Annotated in this window: 16 protein-coding genes; 13 read left to right on the top strand and 3 right to left on the bottom strand. The window is 42.0% G+C overall.

Features of this window, described 5'->3' with window-relative positions; genetic code table 11:
• Positions 1-37 precede the first annotated feature (37 nt).
• The 5 genes from ACLOAU_RS03650 (at position 38) to ACLOAU_RS03630 (ending at position 6,214) form a co-directional block, all read left to right on the top strand.
• Positions 38-1,738: an OmpA family protein gene (locus ACLOAU_RS03650; RefSeq protein WP_427860475.1), complete on the top strand. Its 1,701-nt coding sequence runs from the start codon at positions 38-40 to the stop codon at positions 1,736-1,738.
• 133 nt (positions 1,739-1,871) lie between these two features.
• Positions 1,872-2,357: a hypothetical protein gene (locus ACLOAU_RS03645; RefSeq protein ID WP_427860474.1), complete on the top strand. Its 486-nt coding sequence runs from the start codon at positions 1,872-1,874 to the stop codon at positions 2,355-2,357.
• 66 nt (positions 2,358-2,423) lie between these two features.
• Positions 2,424-4,541 (top strand): helix-turn-helix domain-containing protein, encoded by a 2,118-nt coding sequence (locus ACLOAU_RS03640; RefSeq protein WP_427860472.1) that lies wholly within the window; start codon positions 2,424-2,426, stop codon positions 4,539-4,541.
• Between the two features lie 75 nt (positions 4,542-4,616).
• On the top strand, positions 4,617-5,150 hold the full coding sequence (locus ACLOAU_RS03635) for a hypothetical protein (RefSeq protein WP_427860471.1): 534 nt from the start codon (positions 4,617-4,619) through the stop codon (positions 5,148-5,150).
• A gap of 26 nt (positions 5,151-5,176) precedes the next feature.
• Complete coding sequence (locus ACLOAU_RS03630) at positions 5,177-6,214, top strand: patatin-like phospholipase family protein (protein WP_427860470.1); 1,038 nt, start codon at positions 5,177-5,179, stop codon at positions 6,212-6,214.
• 34 nt (positions 6,215-6,248) lie between these two features.
• Here ACLOAU_RS03630 and ACLOAU_RS03625 read toward each other — a convergent pair whose 3' ends face one another.
• The gene (locus ACLOAU_RS03625; protein ID WP_427860469.1) at positions 6,249-7,676 is read right to left on the bottom strand and encodes a CCA tRNA nucleotidyltransferase; all 1,428 of its coding nucleotides are present in this window, start codon (positions 7,674-7,676) and stop codon (positions 6,249-6,251) included.
• A 70-nt stretch (positions 7,677-7,746) separates the two neighbouring features.
• Between ACLOAU_RS03625 and ACLOAU_RS03620 the strand changes: the two genes are divergently transcribed.
• On the top strand, positions 7,747-8,829 hold the full coding sequence (locus tag ACLOAU_RS03620; protein WP_427860468.1) for a WG repeat-containing protein: 1,083 nt from the start codon (positions 7,747-7,749) through the stop codon (positions 8,827-8,829).
• Positions 8,830-8,836: 7 nt separating this feature from the next.
• Here the strand turns inward: ACLOAU_RS03620 and ACLOAU_RS03615 are convergent, their stop codons facing one another.
• Together ACLOAU_RS03615 and ACLOAU_RS03610 are read right to left on the bottom strand one after the other, a co-directional pair.
• A complete protein-coding gene (locus ACLOAU_RS03615) occupies positions 8,837-9,400 on the bottom strand; it encodes an L-threonylcarbamoyladenylate synthase (protein WP_427860467.1) in 564 nt (187 codons plus the stop codon).
• Between the two features lie 3 nt (positions 9,401-9,403).
• Positions 9,404-10,555 carry a glycosyltransferase family 4 protein gene (locus tag ACLOAU_RS03610; RefSeq protein ID WP_427860466.1) on the bottom strand — a complete coding sequence of 384 codons (1,152 nt, stop codon included), beginning with the start codon at positions 10,553-10,555 and terminating at the stop codon, positions 9,404-9,406.
• 78 nt (positions 10,556-10,633) lie between these two features.
• Between ACLOAU_RS03610 and ACLOAU_RS03605 the strand changes: the two genes are divergently transcribed.
• From ACLOAU_RS03605 to ACLOAU_RS03575, 7 genes are all read left to right on the top strand, one after another.
• Entirely contained in the window at positions 10,634-11,440 is an 807-nt protein-coding gene (locus ACLOAU_RS03605; protein WP_427860464.1) for a 2,3,4,5-tetrahydropyridine-2,6-dicarboxylate N-succinyltransferase, read from the top strand.
• 134 nt (positions 11,441-11,574) lie between these two features.
• Positions 11,575-12,504: a ribosome small subunit-dependent GTPase A gene (rsgA, locus tag ACLOAU_RS03600; protein ID WP_427860463.1), complete on the top strand. Its 930-nt coding sequence runs from the start codon at positions 11,575-11,577 to the stop codon at positions 12,502-12,504.
• A gap of 156 nt (positions 12,505-12,660) precedes the next feature.
• Positions 12,661-13,212 carry an RNA polymerase sigma factor gene (locus ACLOAU_RS03595; protein ID WP_427860462.1) on the top strand — a complete coding sequence of 184 codons (552 nt, stop codon included), beginning with the start codon at positions 12,661-12,663 and terminating at the stop codon, positions 13,210-13,212.
• A gap of 16 nt (positions 13,213-13,228) precedes the next feature.
• The gene (locus tag ACLOAU_RS03590) at positions 13,229-14,266 is read left to right on the top strand and encodes a FecR family protein (RefSeq protein ID WP_427860461.1); all 1,038 of its coding nucleotides are present in this window, start codon (positions 13,229-13,231) and stop codon (positions 14,264-14,266) included.
• Positions 14,267-14,541: 275 nt separating this feature from the next.
• Positions 14,542-17,799, top strand: coding sequence for a SusC/RagA family TonB-linked outer membrane protein (locus tag ACLOAU_RS03585; protein WP_427860460.1), 3,258 nt, complete (start codon positions 14,542-14,544; stop codon positions 17,797-17,799).
• A gap of 20 nt (positions 17,800-17,819) precedes the next feature.
• A complete protein-coding gene (locus ACLOAU_RS03580; RefSeq protein WP_427860459.1) occupies positions 17,820-19,274 on the top strand; it encodes a RagB/SusD family nutrient uptake outer membrane protein in 1,455 nt (484 codons plus the stop codon).
• Positions 19,275-19,312: 38 nt separating this feature from the next.
• A complete protein-coding gene (locus tag ACLOAU_RS03575; RefSeq protein WP_427860457.1) occupies positions 19,313-20,173 on the top strand; it encodes a substrate import-associated zinc metallohydrolase lipoprotein in 861 nt (286 codons plus the stop codon).

Raw genomic sequence — 20,173 nt, 5'->3', positions numbered from 1 at the left:
GACGCGTGACTATAACTAATAGACCAAATAAAAAAGTATGAAAAATTCAAAATCTCTCAGCCTTATTCTGGGACTATCTGCTTGTATAGGCAGCGTAAATGCGCAGGTTAGCCCTTCGCATCCATATACCGCACCCCACCCGATATATGGTTCTTTTTCTGTAACCGACTCTAATTACTACAACAAAAAACAACTGGCCCAACACAATGAGTTTATGGTTGGCAGCCACGACTATCCCGGAAAACCAAAGGATATGTGGGAAGTTGGTATTAAAGGCGGTATGTTCACCATTGGTGGAGATGTTGATGCCAAATTAGGAACTCCTGGTTTCGGTATACATGTTCGTAAATCTTTGGGCCACACATTATCTCTTCGTTTAGAATATATGTATGGTATTGCTAAAGGACAAAACTGGCAAACTTCAACAGGCTATACAGCCGGAGGTTATGGTAACCCATGGTTTTATCGCTATACAAAAAATAGTGTTTTACCCGGCGGAAATGTTTGGGATCCTATTGATTACCCTGGTGTTTATTACAACTACAAAACAGATGTTCAGGAGTTAAGCTTGCAATTGCTGGCTAATATCCACAACATTCGTTTCTACAAAGCACAAACAGGTGTTACTTTATATGCATTAGCTGGCTTTGGGGTATCTACATGGAAAGGCAGGGTAGATGCGATGCACCAGGTGAGAGGAGATGCTGAAAGTGCTGCTTACGATTTTAGCTCTATTAGGGGAGATGGTACATACGCAAATCGCAAAGACATCCTGAAGCGATTGAAAGATCTGCAAAACGGTGAGTATGATACTCCCATTGAAAGAGATCCCAGCAAGCCTTACTCTGATATGTTCCGCGGCAATATTGCGCCGTCTGTATCAGGAGGTTTAGGTTTGGCGTTTCGTTTAAGCCCTCGTATTAACCTGGCTATTGAAGACAGGGTAATCTACAATGGTTCTGACCTTTTAGATGGTGTACGTTGGGATGAGTATAAAACTTTATCTCCCGATAAAGACCTGATGAACTACTTAACTGTGGGTTTAAATTTCAACCTGGGTAATAAGTCAAGAAGAGTTGAGCCTCTTTACTGGTTAAACTCTTTGAATTATGCTTATGGCGAATTGCGCAGAGTACCTGAGATCATTCTTCCGGACGCTGATGGTGATGGTGTAACTGATCAGTTTGACCAGGAACAAACTCCAGCCGGCTGCCCTGTTGATCTACATGGTGTAAGCCTGGATACTGATGGCGATGGCGTACCAGATTGTAAAGACAAGGAACTGGTTACCCCAACTTATTGCCAGCCGGTAGATGCTGATGGTGTAGGTAAATGCCCTTGCCCTGCAGGTTGTGAGCAGCAAGTTACTAATGACTGTGCAGCTTTATTGGGTGCTTTACCAAGTATTCACTTTGCAGCAAACTCAAACAAACTTTCTGATGATGCAGCTGCTACTTTAGCAACTGTAGCATCTAAACTGAAAGCTAATCCAAACTGTAAAGTAGTAGTAGTAGGTTACTGCGCAGCTACTAAACGTCAGCAGCAATTAAGCTGGGATCACGTAAATAAAGTGATTTATCACTTGGTTGAAAAAGAAGGCGTAAGCAGCGACAGATTTATCTTCAGCTCAGGCCAGGAAGGTGGTGATTGCGATGCAGTTGACATCCGTGCAGCTGCTCCCGGAGAAGACGGTCCAAACACTGTTGCTCCTCCGCATCCAAACCTGCGCAAAAACTAAGTCACTTTTTGCTATAACATACAAGTAGCCGCCTCAGCAATGAGGCGGTTTTTTATTTTAAGGATATTGATTAGCTTTGTTGATAATTACTAACCAGTGATGAAAACATTCTTATCCCTTAAAAAACTATAAAATGAAATCGTTTTTTTATATTTTAATAGCTTCCATTCTTTTCGCTTGTAATAGTGCTCCCCAACAAGGTGACGATTCTTCGAAGGATTCCACAGCAGCAGTAATGGCAGATAAGACAGAACCTGTAGCGGGCGAGCAATGCTATCTTTTTATTGCGGCAAAAGATACGTATGCATTAAAGCTTAATATTATAGATAAATCAGTAAAAGGAACCGCAGTTTTTAAAAATTTTGAAAAGGATAGTAACCATGGAACGGTAGAGGGTACTGTAGATGGCGATATTATCCGTCTCTGGTATAATTTTCAATCAGAAGGAATGAACAGTGTGCGCGAATTGTATTTTAAAAAGCAAGGTGATAACCTGGTTACCGGGATCTCCAGTGAAGCAACCAGGACGGATACGGCTTACGTACCCGATGCAAAGGCAGTTATTTATAATGGCCCGGTGTATATAAAGAGTGATTGTTCCGCTGCACCAAAGCTTTAAGAAACCCGTTTTTCAAGTATCTTATTTACGATCAACAGCTATTTGGTTACTGCTTAATATATTGATTTGCGACACCTATTTGAATTACTCGAGCATACGAACCGCAGCGTTTTTCTTACCGGCAGGGCAGGTACGGGCAAAACTACGTTCCTTCAGAATTTTGTGCAGAAAACGGATAAGAAGTTTGCCATAGTGGCGCCAACAGGTATTGCAGCTATCAATGCAGGTGGAACCACTATCCATTCTATGTTCGGGCTGCCGCTGACCACTTTTGTTCCCACGGCTGAATTTGTAGATAGAAATGAAGCGATCAATATTCCTAACTTACTACCTCACTTCAAATACCGGAGAGATAAACTCAAGCTATTGAGAACATTGGAGATACTCATTATAGATGAGGTTTCTATGTTACGATGTGATGTGCTGGATATGATGGATCTGGCTTTAAGAACCGCCAGGAAATCCCCGCTTCGGTTTGGTGGTTTGCAAATGCTCTTTATCGGAGATCTTTACCAGTTACCGCCGGTAGTAAGGCCGGAAAATGAACGTATTCTACAGACTTATTATCATTCTCCTTTCTTTTTTGAAGCCAAAGCCCTGGAGGGGTTACATCTTTTAACCGTTTCACTAACCACCGTGTACCGGCAAACAGATCCGTTTTTTTTAACCATGCTGAATGCCATCCGGGATAGTGATATAGAAAACATAAATTTCGATCTGCTGCATAGCCGTTATCAGCCCGATTTTGATCCGGAAGAATTTTATGTGCACCTGGTATCACATAACTATATGGCAGATGCTATTAATAAACAGAAGTTAAGAGAGCTGAAAGGAAAAGGTCATATCTACAAAGCGAAAGTCTGGGGTGAGTTTAAGCCGAATCTTTTTCCAAATGAAGAAGAGCTGGAGTTAAAGGAAGGCGCACAGATCATGTTTATCAGGAACGACAAGGACGAGAATAAACGCTTTTACAATGGTAAGCTGGCGACCATTACAGAGCTCCGCGACGAGGAAGTAAAAGTGCTGCCGCAGGATGAAACAAGAGCGTTAACAATAGTACGGGAAACCTGGGAGAACAAAAAGTACTTTATCGATCAGGAAAATAACGTGGCAGAAGATGTAATAGGCAGTTACGAACAGTTTCCGTTTAAACTGGCCTGGGCTGTTACTATTCATAAGAGCCAGGGACTTACATTTGATAAAGTGATCATCGACGCAGGAAAATCTTTTACCAGCGGGCAGGTATATGTTGCATTAAGCCGGTGCAGAACCCTGGAAGGTATCGTGCTCAAGACAAAAATTCCTGCACACGCCATTATTAATGATCCCCGTATCCAGCTTTTTCAACAGGAAACGGATGCTGGTAATCAAATTGCCACTATTGTGGCTGCCGAACAGTATGTATATGTAGGAAACAAATTGCTTCAAAAGCTTAGTACACAAGAGCTCTTAACAGAAGCTGAAGCGTGGGAGGCTGCAGTACATGAAAGCAGTGTTATTGATAAAGCTGAGACATTACCGGTTGTACAGCAGGTAATAGAAGCGCTGAAAGCATTGGAGACCGTATACGGTAAATTTGCTATATTCTTAAATCACCGGCTTCAGCACTATACACAAACACCCGAGGCGTGGCAGCCTATTGAGGAAAAGAGTAAAGGCGCTGTGTCATTCTTTTTTAAGAATATCAATGAAAAAATATTTATACCCGCAAAAGAATGTTATGCAGAAACCAAAGGTGCAAAAGGGTTAAAAGTCTATAACGAGGTTTTAAAGGGCCTGATTGATATTGTTGGCTCTTATCTTTCCATGCTAAAAGATGTCAGGTTGTTAGATACGGTTTTGATGGAAGGTGAGCCGTTAATTGTAGAAAAAACCGTTTCTAAAAAGCCAACACATGTTGTTAGCTTCCAGCTTTTTGAAGAAGGTAAATCTCCGGACGAAATTGCAACAATAAGATCACTTGCTAAAGGAACTATACTCGGACACCTGGCTAAAATGGCTTCAGTAGGTGTGTTGACACTGGAGCGGCTTTTCAGTCAGGAGGACATCAGGTTATTTGAAACCCGGTTCACCCAGCACAGTTTTAAAAACATCACCGAATGGAAACAGGCATTGCCCGACTCCTGGGACTATAATGAAATCAGGATACTGGTGAATCACTATACCTATAAAACCAGTAAATAAACCATCCTAATCCCGTAAATTAGCTATCGGCAGGGAGTTGTTGATTGAATACCTTTAGTACCTGAAAGACAGACTATGGAAACCTTAAGAAAGCCCTTTTTATTGCTCCTGGTATTTGTAGCGGGATTTGCGAATGCCCAACAGCAGGATACCGAATTTACCAAAGGATGGTTATTGAATCTTAAATTAACTAACGGAGCCGTTACGAATTTCAGCGGCACTGCACCGGATGTATATACCGGCGGCTTATCTCTGAATCCGCAGGTAACGGTAGTGCCGGGCTTGCTGCGGTTAGGGGCCAACCTGGGCGCGGCTTATGCCAGCAAGAAAGTAAGCGGGCTCTTGGGTCCGATGATAGCGTTAAAACTTACAGAGTTTGGTACAAAGAACTTCGGCACCCTGGCCAATATGCACCTGGTTGCAGAGGCCAATTGGGGAACGAACCGGCAGCAAATGATCGGTGGCGGCCTGGGTTTTGAAATATTATCGCTGGCTCATGTGGGCATTACTGCACAACGGGATTATAAATTGAATAACTGGTGGCTGCAATCTTTTATTGCAATAAGATTAAATAAGCAAAAACAGGATACGGATAAATATGCCCGGTAGTACATTTTACATTTAAAATATACGCAATGAAAAATGCTCTTGTTATTAGTGGTGGCGGCTCAAAGGGTGCTTTTTCGGTGGGAGTGGTTAAAGATCTGATGAATATTTACGAGCTTGATTTTGATATATTAATAGGAACCAGTACAGGTGCCTTAATTGTGCCACTGGTAGCTTTGGGGGAGCTCGAAAAATTGGAGCACCTCTACACTTCAGTTACTGATGAGCAAATACTGGTAAAGTATAATATCGGCAAACGCCTGAATGCACATTCTATTTTTACTGCCGGCCCGTTGGGAGATAAGATCGATGCATTATATACGGACGACTATTTTAAAAGATTGCAACAATCAGGCAAAGAAGTTTATTTAACCACCACCTGCCTGCAAACCGAAGAACTGGTGGTTTTTACCACGGCGCAAAATCCTGTAGAAAGCAGCTATTATAAAATCAGAAAGATCGTAAGCGCGGATCAGTTCAGAAGAGCCGTACTGGCCTCCTCTAGTCAGCCTGTGTTTATGCCGCCTGTTAAAGTGAATAAAACCGTACCGGGAGAAGCATTTCCCGAACATCAGTTTGTAGATGGCGGCGTGCGGGAATATGCGGGGCTTGGTATTGCCACCGATGCGGGAGCTAATGAAATATTTACTATTATCCATTCGGCCAAAAATGTAAAGCAGGATCATGTTGAACAAACCAGCCTGTTTAGCATATTAGAAAAGGCTATTGCTATTTTTATTACCGATGTAGCGGCAAATGATTTATATGGACCTTTGCATTATAACCGTGGACTTTCTTATATCAGCAAAGTGAAGGAGAAGATGAAATCCCTAGGCGTAGCAGATGAGGATATTGAAGCATACTTTAATGTAGACCAGGTGCCGGGCGCTTATCAAAATAAAGAACCTTTAAAAATACACCTCCTACAACCCGAAGATGATCTGGGTGGTGGCCCGGGTGGGCTGGTGTTTAATCCCACCGAAATGAAAAGCATGGTATTAAAAGGACAGTTGGCATTACAGTCTTATGTGGCTCATTTAAATAAGGATGAAATAGACTGGGCCTGAATATAATAAAGGACAACATTTATTATTATTTTCTTTAAGCTACACCTATTTCTTTTGCTTTGTTTTTAAGAAACTCCAAAGCCGCTTCACGATTATTTTCTACGATTCCATCTAATATAGCATCTTTGAGACTGTCTTTTAAAATACCTACAGGCCTCGACGGAGAAAGTTTGAAGATTTGCATAATCTCTGATCCGTCAACCGGCGGCTGCCAGGTCCTGATCTGATCTTTTTCCTCTACCTCTTTGCAGCGTTCCCGAACCAATTTAAAATTTTCAATATAGCGTCTTACTTTCTGGCGGTTCTTGCTGGTGATATCCGCTTCGCAGAGTATCATCAAAGCATCAAAATCTTCCCCGGCATCGAATAATAGCCGGCGGATGGCAGAATCGGTGATATCTTCTTTAGTTAAACTGATAGGGCGCAAATGCAGTTCTACCAGTTTTTTAACGAAACGCATTTTTTCATTGGCGGGTAATTTTAATTCATTGAAGATCTTCGGCACCATGCGCCCGCCTACTACTTCATGCCCGTGAAAAGTCCACCCATGCCCCTCTTCAAATCTTTTGGTAGCCGGTTTGGCTATATCGTGTAATATGGCGGCCCATCTCAGCCAGAGGTCATCTGACTGTTTGGCTACATTATCAAGTACCTGTAATGTATGGTAGAAATTATCCTTATGCCCATGACCATCCACAATTTCTGCTCCGGCCAAAGCTACCATTTTGGGAAAGATGAGCTTTAAAAGTCCTGTTTTGTAAAGCAGGTCGAAGCCAATAGATGGCCTGGCGGCTTTAATAATTTTATTCAGTTCATCAGTAATGCGTTCCTGTGAAATGATCTTGATTCTATCTGCTTGCTCCGATATAGCCAGCAATGTTTCGCTGGCGATATTGAAATTAAGCTGCGTAGCAAACCGAATGGCGCGCATCATCCGCAGCGGATCATCACTGAAGGTTTGTTCGGGCTCTAAAGGCGTAACAATGGTTTTTTGTTCCAGATCTTTTATTCCTTCAAAAGGATCCACCAGTTTGCCATAATCAGCTTTGTTCAACGAAATTGCCAGGGCGTTGATAGTAAAATCCCTCCTTTTCTGATCATCGGCCAAAGTGCCGGGCTCCACCTGTGGTTTACGGCTATCGCGCCGGTAGCTTTCTTTACGGGCGCCTACAAATTCGATGTCGAAAGGCTCCCGGGTGTGTGGCAGGAGGATATTGATATGCGCTGTTCCAAAGTTTTTGAAAAAGCTCACGCGCGGAACAGGTTGAAATCTGGCCGCCACGGCATTAGCGAGTTCAATACCATCTCCTACACAAACAATATCCGCATCCTTCGTGGGACGACCTAAAAGTTTGTCGCGTACAAATCCACCCACCAGATAACTTTCGAGCTTCAATTCCTGGGCTGCTGCGGCAATCCGGGCAATAACTAACTGTTCCTGTTCGTTTAATTCAATATCCATGCGGCGACAAAGATAAATGAGTTTGCAGTTGTGGATATTGTTGTTTATCGTGTCTTATATAGAAGTACTTATGAAATATATAATTCTACCTTTTCTGCTGGTTTTACTGTTGGGCAGTGTCAGAGCGCAAAGTGATGTTTGGACCGCTTACTGGAATGCGGATACTACATTGTACGGATTTAAAAATAACAGTGGGCAAGTGACAATAGAGCCCCGTTTTTCTGGTGCAGGTGTTGCCCGCAAATTCGAGCACATTATGTCTGTAATAGAAGAATCTCCTGCAACGGGAAAATGGTCTACTTATTTTCTTACACGGGCCGGCAAAAAAACAGGTTTCGACAGTCTTTATTTTTTTGATAATGCGCCCGATTGTGAAAGTGAGGGGTTTATCCGGTTCAAAGATCGTAAGCTGGATAAGGTAGGACTGTTAAACCGAAATGGAGAAGTGGTTGTTCCTGCTATATATAACTACCTGGACAGGGTACAGAACGGCCTGTTGGCCGGCTTAACCGGCGCTCAAAAGAAACCGGATGGTGAGCATTATCGTTGGGAAGGTGGCGAAACTATGTTGCTGGATACAACCGGTAAAATACTGATCAGGTCTTTTGCCGCACCTTATGGTATCGATCTTTATTCTGTAAAAAGATCGGACCGGCTTGTTGACGATCCGGTTCGAATTAGTTATAAAGCTATTGATGGCCGTTATTATTCATTTATCGATTATGAGAAAGAGTTTGCCTACTGGTTAAAAAAGCTTGTAAGTACATTGGACGCTGATATTTTGAAGCAGCATGTTTTTAATAAAGTGTCTTATTACACGAAACACGATGGCTGGGTTTCCAAAGACGGAGCATCATTTATTGATGAAAATTATACTGTGCTAAAAGAAACCTTACAACAGTTGCAACAAGCCTCATGCGACTCTTTTATCACCCGTGGCGGTCTTAACCCTTTTATTTATGAGTCGGAGGAATATGAAAAGTATTTCGATAACTGCAACCAGGCAAAAGAGTGGAAATATCCACAGATGAGTATCTACATTAATCACTCTGGCAGCGGCAAAATAGATTACCAGGAGGGTCTCGATTTTCTACGAACCGACGAAGGGTACCGACTCATCAATGTAAATATAAAGAAGGCATCCTTCCAATAGCCGCTGATTAACGGATGATCTCTACATTACCATCTTTCCAGCGAATAATAGACGAAGGCTGTGTAGGCTCATTATCATCCTGCCGGTATTGAACGATATAATCGACCCCGGTTTTGATAGCATCGCTGATGGATGCAAAAAAAGGCGCTGCTGGCTCTCCTGAAATATTGGCTGAAGTAGATACAATGGGTTTGCCAAAACGTTTAATCAGCGCTTTGCAAAATGCTTCATCGCAAATACGTATTGCAATGCTGCCATCGGCAGCTACCAGGTTTTCTGCAAAACCTAGTCCATGTTCGTAAATTACCGTAGTGGGTCTCGTAGTGCTATCAAGGTAATCGAACAAGCTAAGATCAACAGCGGCTGTGTATTGCATCACGTCGCGTTCACCGGCTACCAATACGATCAGGGCTTTGCTATCATCCCTTTTCTTTAGCTCATACACTTTCTTTACCGCATCAGCGTTGGTAGCGTCGCAGCCAATACCCCACACCGTATCAGTAGGATAGAGAATGGTGCCGCCAGCCTGCAGTACTTCGATACATTTTTTGATGTCTTCTTCGAAATTCATGGTTTATAAAGCTGAATTATAAATATTCATAACTGACTGAACATATTTTTCAGGAGAAAAACGTTCTGCATTTTGAAACCCACGGGTTATTGCAGCCTCCCGGTAAGAGGCATCCCCATAAAATTTTCTAAAACCTTCCGCCATTTCTTCAGGTCTCTCAGGATCGGCCAGGAAAGCCGCGTCTCCGGCAATCTCCGGCATACAGGAAGTGGTGGAAGTAATTACCGGCACGCCGCCCGACATAGCTTCAATAATCGGCATACCAAAACCCTCGTAAAAAGAAGGATAGATCATGGCGGTTGATAGCTGGTATAATGCAGGGAAATCTTCTGTAGCAATAAATGGCTTTTTGCCCTGGGCTGCCAGCTCATCTGACAGAAAAATTACTTTTTCTTCCAGCTTGTGTTCAGCAAGATACTCTTTCACCTTCTCCTTGTAACCGGCTCCTTTTCCTACTACCACCAGCGGAATTTCAATATCCTTTTGAACCAGTTTCAATGCTTTACAAATGTTCAACAGGTTCTTTCGTTCTATGATAGTGCCCACATGTAAAAAAAACTGTTGAGGCAGACTATATTTTTCACGGATGGCTTCTTTTTTATTTTCGGGTTCTACTTTATTGAAAATGGGGTCGCAGCTTTGATAGGCGACATCGATCCGCGCAGGATCTGTACCATATTTCTCAACAATATGCCCTTTGGTTTCTTCGCTGATCGCCATGATCTTGTTGGCGTAGTTACAGGCATATCTTAGCTTGGCCCGGTATATTTTTACGTCGATGGGTTTAAAATCCTGGGGGTAGAGCTCAGGGAAAAGATCGTGAATGGTTACTACCGATGCGATGCCCGTTTGAGGGATTCCCCTGGGTATCTCCTGGCTTGGACCGTGGTAGAGATCAATCTTTAATTTTTGAAGATCTTTAGTGACCCATTTGCTACGCCAGGCGCTGCTGAATAGTTTGTGCAGGGATTGAGCAGGCAAAATCTCCTGAATATTAGCGGTCTCGGGTTGAAAAAGTGATCCCGGTTTGGGATTGAACAAATAATAGTTGTGTTGCGGATAATGGGTAGACATTAACTTAATCAGTACCCTGCTAAAAAAACCAAGTCCTGTCCCATTATGGTAAGCCCTTTTGGCATCAAAACCAATATTCATGCGGCAAATATAACTATAGACTATGGACCATTGTCTATTGGCGTTCCAAACTTATCTTTGCCGACACAAAATTTTATCATGCAAGATCTAATCATAGAAGCCTGGGGTAACAGGGACTTACTAAAAGACAAAAAGTACAGCGATGCCATACGTGAAGTAATTGAGGCATTGGACAAAGGACAATTGCGCGTTGCGGAAAAAAAGGAAACCAAATGGGAAGTGAATGAGTGGGTAAAACAAGCCATCCTGATGTATTTTGCTATTCAGCCAATGCAAACCTGGGATGTTGCTCCTTTTGAGTTCTATGATAAAATGTTGCTGAAGAGAGATTACGAAAAGCAAGGCGTTCGTGCGGTACCGCATGCCGTGGCACGTTATGGCGCATTCTTAGGTAGAAATGTTGTATTAATGCCTTCTTATACCAATATTGGTGCTTATGTTGACGAAGGTACTATGGTGGATACCTGGGCTACGGTGGGCAGCTGTGCGCAAATTGGTAAAGGCGTTCACCTGAGCGGTGGTGTGGGTATTGGTGGGGTATTAGAACCCCTACAAGCCAACCCGGTTATTATAGAAGATGGATGTTTCTTAGGAAGCCGTTCCATTGTGGTAGAAGGTGTAGTTGTTGAGAAGGAAGCGGTATTAGGAGCAAACGTGGTATTAACCAAAAGCACCCGTATTATAGATGTAAGTAAAGAAGTAGCGATCGAGACCAAAGGCCGCATCCCTGCACGCAGTGTTGTGATTCCTGGCACTTATACTAAAAAATTCCCTGCAGGCGAGTACCAGGTGCCCTGCGCGCTTATCATTGGCAAACGTAAAGCCAGCACTGATCTGAAGACCAGTTTAAATGATGCTTTGCGCGACTTTAATGTGGCGGTGTAGTTTTCGGGATAAAAGTGGTACATTCAATTTACTGTATACAATTAGTGTTGTAGTACAGCACAAAACTTTTAGTCCATGGTCGATAGTCCATCGGCCATGGACTTTTTTTAATTAAGAACAGGCAAAACGTCTAAATGATCAAAGCACTTGTATACAGGTCAACCGGTAGTTGGTATTCGGTAAAAGATGAACAGGGGAATTTTCATAATGCCCGCATGAAGGGTGTTTTTAAAATCGATGATATTACCAGTACCAATCCTATTGCAGTGGGAGATGAAGTGACAATAGAAGTAGAAAATGAGCTGGAAACCACTGCTATGATCATTCAAATCCTTCCGCGAAGAAACTATATCAACCGGCAGTCGCCACGGATGAAGCATCAACAGCATATCATTGCTGCCAATCTCGATCAGTCGTTGCTTGTAGCCACTTTGAAGGATCCCAAAACTTCCCAGGGCTTTATAGATCGCTTCCTGGTGGTTTGCGAAATGTACCATGTACCCGCTGTTATTGTCTTCAACAAAACAGATATTTATCGCGATAAAGAGTTCAGGAAGCTGGAAGAATTAAGTGCTATGTACCGTTCTTTAAACTACCAGGTGCATGCAGTGAGCGTGGAAGCCAACCAGGGCCTGGAAGCTTTACAGCACTTGTTACAGGATAAAACTACCCTGGTAAGCGGTCATAGTGGTGTGGGTAAATCGACTTTTGTTAATTACCTCCTGCCTGGCAAAGAAATAAAAACGCAGGATGTAAGCGGCTGGAGTGGGAAGGGAATGCATACCACTACTTTTGCCAATATGTACGATTTGCCTGCCGGAGGCAGGATTATCGACACCCCCGGTATCAGGGAGCTGGCTGTAACCGGACTAGAAAAGGAGGAACTTTCCCATTATTTTCCTGAAATGCGCGACCGGTTAAATAATTGCCGGTATAATAACTGTATGCATATCAACGAACCCGATTGTGCTATTAAACAGGCGGTAATCGATAAAGAGATACATGAAGATCGCTATGTAAGCTACGTAAATATTTTAGATAGTATGGAACAAATTAAATATTAATAAAGCATTGCGACCTAAGTTTTAAAACCAGTTTTACTTAGGCTATTTCTTGTTTTCGTTGACGAAATCTGGTAGTTGGGATGGCTTTTTTTGCAGTTGATGGGTTTTTTTGTTAAATGTAAAATATTATATTCGTAGCTAACCGGCATACTAGCTATGATGACTCTTGACCAAAAAAGGGCTTTTGATACTGTTTATTACGAGTACCACTCCGAAGTGTATGACTACGTCCAAAGAAAAATTCAATGTAGTTATACTGCCGAAGAAGTTGTGCAACTTACTTTTATTAAGTTTTGGAATAACAGGGAAACAATGCCTGAAAACATTGATACCCGCGTGCAGATCTTTCAAATAGCTAAAACTGTATTGATTGATCAGTTACGTAAAAAATACAGTAAGAAAAATTCAACACACCTGGCTATACCTGTAATGGCGACAATCGCAGAGCCTGTTAATCACGATGTAACTAATAGTGTTAATTATAAGGATACCCGTGCCAGAATTGAGAAGCTGCTTCAAATGCTTCCACCGGTCAGGAAAAAGGTTTTCGAGTTAAGTCGCTTCGATGAATGCTCTCATAAAGAGATCTCTCAAATATTAAATATTAGTACCAAAACAGTTGAAAATCATATTACACAGGCACTTAAATATATTAAGCTTTATTGGTGTGTAATTTTGTTATTAAGTTTGCCCGTGTATTATTTATAGAAGCTTTGTCGAATAAATGAAGATTGCGAATCATATAGTTGCAGATTTTTTTGCGGGGAAATGTTCTGCGGAGCAACAGGAGGAAGTATTACAATATTTTGAAAGTAACCCACGGGCGCTCGATGATTATCTGAAATACGATATATACGGATCTTCTTACAATATCCACGAAGCAGTACCAATTTCTGACGAAACTTCAAAAAGATTATTAAGCCAGATACATAGTCGTATCGAAAAAAGTTCCGGTCGTAAAACAATAGTCGGTCGAATAACAGCAGCAGCACTTTTTTTAGGGGTAATCATCAGCAGCCTGTATTTTTTTCAGAACAGGCAGGATGACAGCACAGTCAAACAGCTAGCTGTTGTTGCAGAGCCCAGGGTTATCCAGCGGGTTAACCATACGGGTAAAATTGAGAAAATCCAATTACCCGACCAATCAATAGTAACGCTCTACAACAATAGCTGTATTAGCTACGTAGAAAATTTTGAAGGTATTGAACGGAGAATCAGTATTGATGGGGAGGCAGACTTTAAAGTTGCTAAAGATGCTTCCAAACCTTTTATTGTTACGGCCAATAATATTGCTACCAAAGCTTTGGGCACCAGCTTCAAAGTAAGCGTAAAAAGCAAGGATATCACCGTTCAGCTATATGAAGGTAAAGTGGTGGTATGGAATAAAAATAATGATGAGCATAAATATTATTTAACCCCTAATCACCAGGTTGTTTATACCGTAGCAGGCAACAGCTTTGTTGCATCCTCATTTGGAATGAACAAACCTGCGCGATACATGGCTGTTAAATCCGCCAAAAATCCCGTTCGGAAATCCGATGTATTTTCCTTTGAAAATGTACCGCTTAAAGATGCTTTTGATAAATTGGCTAACGTATTTGATGTACAAATTGAATATTCAACGGCAGATCTTCAGGGTATCTTTTTAATTGCCAGCTACTCCAAAGATGAACCCGTAGAACGCTTATTACAACATATTGCAGAGATCAATAACCTTAAGCTGGTAAAAAACAGCGAAAAATACTATTCCATCTCTCACTAGACCAGCCTCTTCTATATGTCCCCGTCGGGTGACTTTTTCTGCATGAAAAAAATTGCTTTTTTAAGAAAATGTCAATTTTTTGTAAAAAAAATGTTAACTGGAGTAGGGGGTGCACCTATTTGAATGCGTATATACCTAATAGAGAGACGTAATTGTATTTAAAACTATTTTGTTTAATGAGAAGTAAATTGATCAAAATCTGCTTATCAGGTATTCTATTTTGTTTATTGATTCCGTTTGTTGGATTCAGTCAGACCCCAATATCTGTAAATGGTATGGTAACCGACTCAGAGGGAGAACCTCTGGACAGGGTAACCATCAGCGCGCGAAACACTGTGCATACCAAACTCGTTTATAATACGGTGACGGATAGTACCGGCGCTTTTTCATTTGCTAATGTCAATCCCGAGGGAAAGTACAGTTTTACTTTCACCCGTATTGGCTTTAAAGAGCATGCTATTACCGGTTATACGCTGAACGAGCAAGGCGTAACTTCCATCATTGTAAAGTTGATGCGTGATTCAACTTCTTTACAGGATGTGGTAGTTACCGGGTTTCAAAAAATTGATAAGTCTAAGTTTACCGGGTCGGTAGTTTCAGTAGATAAAGGGCTGATTAACCGGTCGGGTTATATGGATGTTTCCAAAATGCTGCAGGGAGCCGCAGCGGGGGTGAGCGTGCAAAGTCCTTCGGGTACTTTTGGAGCAACTCCCAAGATCCGTATCAGGGGAAACGCTTCCATTAGTGCCAACCAGGAACCATTGTATGTATTGAATGGTGTTCCCATTAACGCCCCGGCTAATCTAACAGTAAGTCAACTCTACTCAGGCGACCCTGCCAGCCTTTTAAGTTCTGTTATAGCAGGGTTGAATGCCAATGATATTGAAGATATCTCAGTCTTAAAAGATGGCTCCGCTACTGCATTGTATGGTACAAAGGCGGCCAATGGTATTATATCCATTACCACTAAAAAAGGTAAGAAAGGCGGCCTGGCTATAAATTTAAGCTCAGGACTCACCTTGGGCTTAAAACCAGATATCACCCGGTTTAACTTAATGAACTCAGCACAGCAGGTCGATTTGGCTAAAAGTCTTTTTGATTACGGGTATTTGTCTGTTCTGAATTATCCTTCCTCAACAGGAGCCTTTACAGATGCTTATTTCCGTTATGCAGAAAATAAAATAAACAGTACTCAATTTAACCGGGAAATCAATGATGCCCGTTTTGTAAATACTAACTGGTTTGATGTATTGTTCAGAAATAACCTGATGCAGGAGCATTCCTTGTCATTTTCCGGGGGTGGAGAAAAAGCTACTTATTACCTTTCGGGCAGCTACGCCGGTGATGACGGAGCTGCAGTAGGTTACAATACGAAGCGTTACACCATAGATATGCGTACGACTCTGAATTTAACCAGCCGGTTAGATCTGGATGTAGATATTAATGCCAATTTCAGAAACCAGCTCACACCGGGAACGTTTAACAGCACGATTTCTAATACTAACTCTGAAATAACCCGTCCATTTGAAAATAACCCAACCGTTTATGCAATAAGTACGAGCAGGGCTATGACCCCTTATAGTGCTGATGGGGGTTATAAATACTACAGGAGAAATTTTGCACCATTTAATATACTGGAAGAATTAAATGAAAATTTTTCAACCCTGAAGTCTCAAAGTATTGGAATTACTGTAAAGCCCTCTTACAAGTTTACCAAAGAACTTACTTTGGAAGTATTGTTATCAGCAAGAAAAAACAACTCCAATCTGGATCACGTAATGACAGAGTATTCCAACGTTGCAGCAGCATACCGTGCAGATTACCCGGATCCTGTGCGTAGTGCAAACCCTTATTTGTTTAAAGATCCCACAGACCCGTACTCCATTCCGGAAACAATTTTACCCAAAGGTGGTATGCTGGATAACTATCGTAGCGACGGAAGCGAACTATATGGCCGGGCAACACTGAATTATAAAAAAGAATTTAACAGAAATAATGTAATGACCCTGTTTGGCGGTTTTGACGTAAGGTCAAATAGTTATCTTACCAACACTACAAGGGCTTACGGCTATTTATATTATGGTGGAAAGATTATTTCCCCAAGCCTGCTGGCGATGAAGCGTTCTATTCTTAATGATGACAGGTATTACCGTGAGGGCGCTATCAACGAAAGGGCTATTGGCGGGTTTTTAAACGCACAGTACACTTTTATGAATCGTTATAACCTGGAGTTGATGGGCCGTTCAGATGGGAGTAATGTATTCGGAACCGGTGCCAGATCCCGCTTTTTACCGAATTATAATATAGGGGTGTCCTGGAACGTAGAGAGAGAGGGATTCTTCCAGCAAATCGATAAAAACAACAATATCGATTACCTGAAGCTAAGGGCCAGCTATGCCTTAAGAGGAAATGCGTTTCAAACCTCACCCATGTTAAACGGGCAGTTTTATAACGCTGTAAGAATTGATGATGTGAATAGCCAGATTGGCATCCGTATCACTTCTCCTGAATTGTACAACCTTGCATGGGAAAAGGATTACATAACCAATGTTGGTGTGGACTTTGCTTTTCTGAAAAGATTTACTGTAGTTGCAGAGTACTATACGCGTAAAAACAAAAACCTTATTGCGGCAAGTACCATGCCTTATGAAGAAGGATTTGCAAGCAAAACCATCAACTGGGCGTCTATGTCCAATAAAGGCTTTGACCTTACATTGAGTGCCAGCAACTGGCTGAATTCTAAAAAAATCCGTTGGGGAACCAGCTTTATCTACGGGTATGTAAAAAATACTATGATTGACGGAGTATTGCAGTCACCGCTGTTAACCAATGTTACCAATCCTTTAGGCTTTGGCAAAATCGGAAAACCGTTATATGGATTATATGCGTATAATTTTGGCGGATTGGATGCAAACGGGCAACCAACTTTTGAGATCGGCAATACCGGAAGAACGGTTAATGCTATCGTAAACTCATTAACTAACGACTCACTGGTTTCCTATATGGGGCCGAGAGACCCGACAACCACGGGTTCTCTTACTAATACCTTTGGATATGGCCCTTTTGAGTTAAGAATATTCTTTACTTATAGTTATGGTAATAAAGTGTTCAGGAATGCAATGGTGCAGCGTACTTACGCAGATAACCTTGCAGTAAACCAGGATATTGATGCCCGCTGGCGTACTTCGGGAGATGAGTTGATCACCAACATCCCCGGATTAGTATCCAGTATACAATCGGCCTACCTGACTTCAGGAGGTATTCAAAATGAGTTTGCATATAACAGGAGTACCGCTAATGTAGCCAAAGCAGATGTTTTAAGGCTTAGTGAAGTGATGTTGTCTTATGATTTCAGTCCCAGGTTACTACAGCGTTCAGGGTTTATTAAAAGCTTAAGGGTAATGGCTTCTGCAAACAATATCTACTATTGGGCAGATAAGCGGCTCCGGGGCGTAGATCCCGAAACCCTGTTAACGGGTGTCGCGCTTCCTAATCCTAAAAGTTATTCATTAAGATTTTTAGCCCAGTTCTAAAAATAACCAATCAAGAAATTATGAAACTTAAATATTGTCTTTCTATACTCGTATTGATTTTCGTTTCTTTAAGCTGTAAGCGGTTTCTCGACAAACCCTATGATAACCGGGTTACGCCTACGCTGACAGAGCAATTTGCGCAGGTATTAACGGATGCCTATCCATTGCGGCACGAAATGTTTACAGATATTCTTACAGATGATTACCAGTACTATGCTACCTTGGCGCAGGCTACCATTAATCAGCGCTTTCTGCCTATGTACCTGTACTCTGACGAGTATCCTCCTAATAATCCTTCCACCGGCCCGGAAAACGCCTATGGCGAATTCTATGCAAAAATTTACCGCGCCAATCTGGTGATTGAAGGGGTAATGAATTCAGAGCGCGGGTCGAACGAATATAAGAACGCAGTAATGGGAGAAGCCTTATTATTAAGAGCCTACTGCCATTTTATGCTGGTGAATTTGTTTGGGCAACATTATGATCCTGCAACCGCTGCCCAGGATCTTGGGGTTGGAATTGTTACGAAAGTGAGCCAGGAAAATAAAAGACTTGTGACCCGAAACACCGTGAAGGAAGTATATGACCAGATTGAAAAAGATGCTATAGAAGGAATTGACTATTTAAAAAAAGGAGTTGATTTTATTGCAAAAAATCCATACCATTTCACTTTAGCCAGCGCGAATGCCTTTATGTGCCGGGTAAAATTGTACAAAGGTGAGTGGGATCAGTCGGTAAAATATGCAGATGATGTGATTGCAGAAAAGGGACGAATTACGCGTAACCTGGCGGCAGACCTGGCGCTGGTAAGACAATATACCCGTGAATATCTTGCAACGATGTACATGGACGCGCCTTCGCATCCCAATATCCTTATGAGTTGCTATTCTTCTTCCTTAAGTTTTTTAACGCCCACCGGCTATACACTTTGTGGTTTTTTTGTTTCAGATTCTTTAAGGAGTAAATACAAAACAACAACAACAACCAAAGACCGGCGTGATAGTTTGCTGGTTTCGGTAGGAACGGTAATTGATAACCAGGTTGTTTGTGTAAAATACAATACCCAGCCCAACAACCCTAACAGCTTTGTGCGGGCGGCATATTTTACTACAGATGAAGTATTACTGAATCGGGCAGAAGCTGTATTAAGAAGTGGAGGCGGAACTGTTGATAATGCTTTGGTGGATATCAATGCCCTCAGAGCCGCGCGTTACAGTAATTACACACCGCTTATTGCATCCGATTTCACCAAAACAAGTCTTTTGGAATTAGTTCTGGAGGAGCGTAGAAAAGAGTTCTTGAATGAAGGGTTCCGTTGGTTTGATGTGAAGCGGTTAAAAGTTCCGGTAAGCCATGTGTTAGGAAGAGGGCTGCCGGTTGCAGCAAGTATAGCGGCAACAGACCTGCGTAAAGCCTTACAGATCCCGTTAAACGAGCAATTAGGTAACCCAGGAATACAGTTAAATCCTAGATAGACAGGCCAGTTATTTTAAGAGATTTTAATTTCATTAATATGAAAAAAACTAATTATTTATTTTCACTTGCAGCAGTAATCGTTGCCATAGTAGTCCTTTTCAGTTGTCAGAAAGAAGATAAGTTGATCAGGGAGGCAGATGCCGATTATTTGCAACCCATACAAAATGCCACAAAAAATCGTTTGGATTCTGTTATAGATACGGTACACCGCGATTATGGCGTTCAGGTATATTACCAGTTTAACCCAAGGGTGTTGGACCCCACCACATTCTTCACCCCAACCACCTATGACCGGGCCAACAGCTATACCGATCTGATTGTGCGCAAACTATGGCTGGGTCCCTTAAAGCAGCGTTTTCCAAAATTTTGGGCTAACGAAAAACCTGTAGAGTTTCTGATCGTAGGTAGCGCAATCAAGTTCAACAGTATTTCTTCCGGTGGTGCGGCAGGTGCGGGCCTGAATGGCCAGTTTTACCGTTTGGGTATGGGGGCTGTAGATAACATGAATTTCGCCAACAGGAATTCATTAAGAGAGCATATGTGCATTCTTTTTCATGAGCATGCGCACCAGATGGATCATAAGTATGGTCGTGGTTACGATTATGATCGTGTTTCCCGTGGAGATTATTATGGAACGCCCGGATACGCCTCAAGACATGATACAACTGCTCAAAAGGATGGTTTCTTCCGTAACTACGGAGGGTATGCTCCAGAGGAAGATTTCGCTACAACAGTAGAAGCCTGTTTAAGATTTTCAAAAGATTCGATCATGAAAATTGTTGCAAAAAGTGCAAAGTTGAAAACCAAGTATGAAATGGTTTACAATAAATATTTAAACCTGGGCATGGATCTGCACCAAATGAAGATCTACCTGGATTCAGCGGCAACCGCACTTTAA

Source organism: Paraniabella aurantiaca, from assembly GCF_050309965.1.
Classification (GTDB): Bacteria; Bacteroidota; Bacteroidia; order Chitinophagales; family Chitinophagaceae; genus Niabella.
Note: the sequence above shows the minus strand (reverse complement) of the source record. Positions and strands in the feature narration are given on the sequence as shown.

Excerpts from the sequence above, each read along its gene's own strand:
- ACLOAU_RS03650 (WP_427860475.1), top strand. The coding sequence starts at position 38 with ATGAAAAATTCAAAATCTCTCAGCCTTATTCTGGGACTATCTGCTTGT.
- ACLOAU_RS03645 (WP_427860474.1), top strand. The coding sequence starts at position 1,872 with ATGAAATCGTTTTTTTATATTTTAATAGCTTCCATTCTTTTCGCTTGT.
- ACLOAU_RS03635 (WP_427860471.1), top strand. The coding sequence starts at position 4,617 with ATGGAAACCTTAAGAAAGCCCTTTTTATTGCTCCTGGTATTTGTAGCG.
- ACLOAU_RS03630 (WP_427860470.1), top strand. The coding sequence starts at position 5,177 with ATGAAAAATGCTCTTGTTATTAGTGGTGGCGGCTCAAAGGGTGCTTTT.
- ACLOAU_RS03625 (WP_427860469.1), bottom strand. The coding sequence starts at position 7,676 with ATGGATATTGAATTAAACGAACAGGAACAGTTAGTTATTGCCCGGATT.
- ACLOAU_RS03620 (WP_427860468.1), top strand. The coding sequence starts at position 7,747 with ATGAAATATATAATTCTACCTTTTCTGCTGGTTTTACTGTTGGGCAGT.
- ACLOAU_RS03615 (WP_427860467.1), bottom strand. The coding sequence starts at position 9,400 with ATGAATTTCGAAGAAGACATCAAAAAATGTATCGAAGTACTGCAGGCT.
- ACLOAU_RS03610 (WP_427860466.1), bottom strand. The coding sequence starts at position 10,555 with ATGAATATTGGTTTTGATGCCAAAAGGGCTTACCATAATGGGACAGGA.
- ACLOAU_RS03605 (WP_427860464.1), top strand. The coding sequence starts at position 10,634 with ATGCAAGATCTAATCATAGAAGCCTGGGGTAACAGGGACTTACTAAAA.
- rsgA (WP_427860463.1), top strand. The coding sequence starts at position 11,575 with ATGATCAAAGCACTTGTATACAGGTCAACCGGTAGTTGGTATTCGGTA.
- ACLOAU_RS03595 (WP_427860462.1), top strand. The coding sequence starts at position 12,661 with ATGATGACTCTTGACCAAAAAAGGGCTTTTGATACTGTTTATTACGAG.
- ACLOAU_RS03590 (WP_427860461.1), top strand. The coding sequence starts at position 13,229 with ATGAAGATTGCGAATCATATAGTTGCAGATTTTTTTGCGGGGAAATGT.
- ACLOAU_RS03585 (WP_427860460.1), top strand. The coding sequence starts at position 14,542 with ATGGTAACCGACTCAGAGGGAGAACCTCTGGACAGGGTAACCATCAGC.
- ACLOAU_RS03580 (WP_427860459.1), top strand. The coding sequence starts at position 17,820 with ATGAAACTTAAATATTGTCTTTCTATACTCGTATTGATTTTCGTTTCT.
- ACLOAU_RS03575 (WP_427860457.1), top strand. The coding sequence starts at position 19,313 with ATGAAAAAAACTAATTATTTATTTTCACTTGCAGCAGTAATCGTTGCC.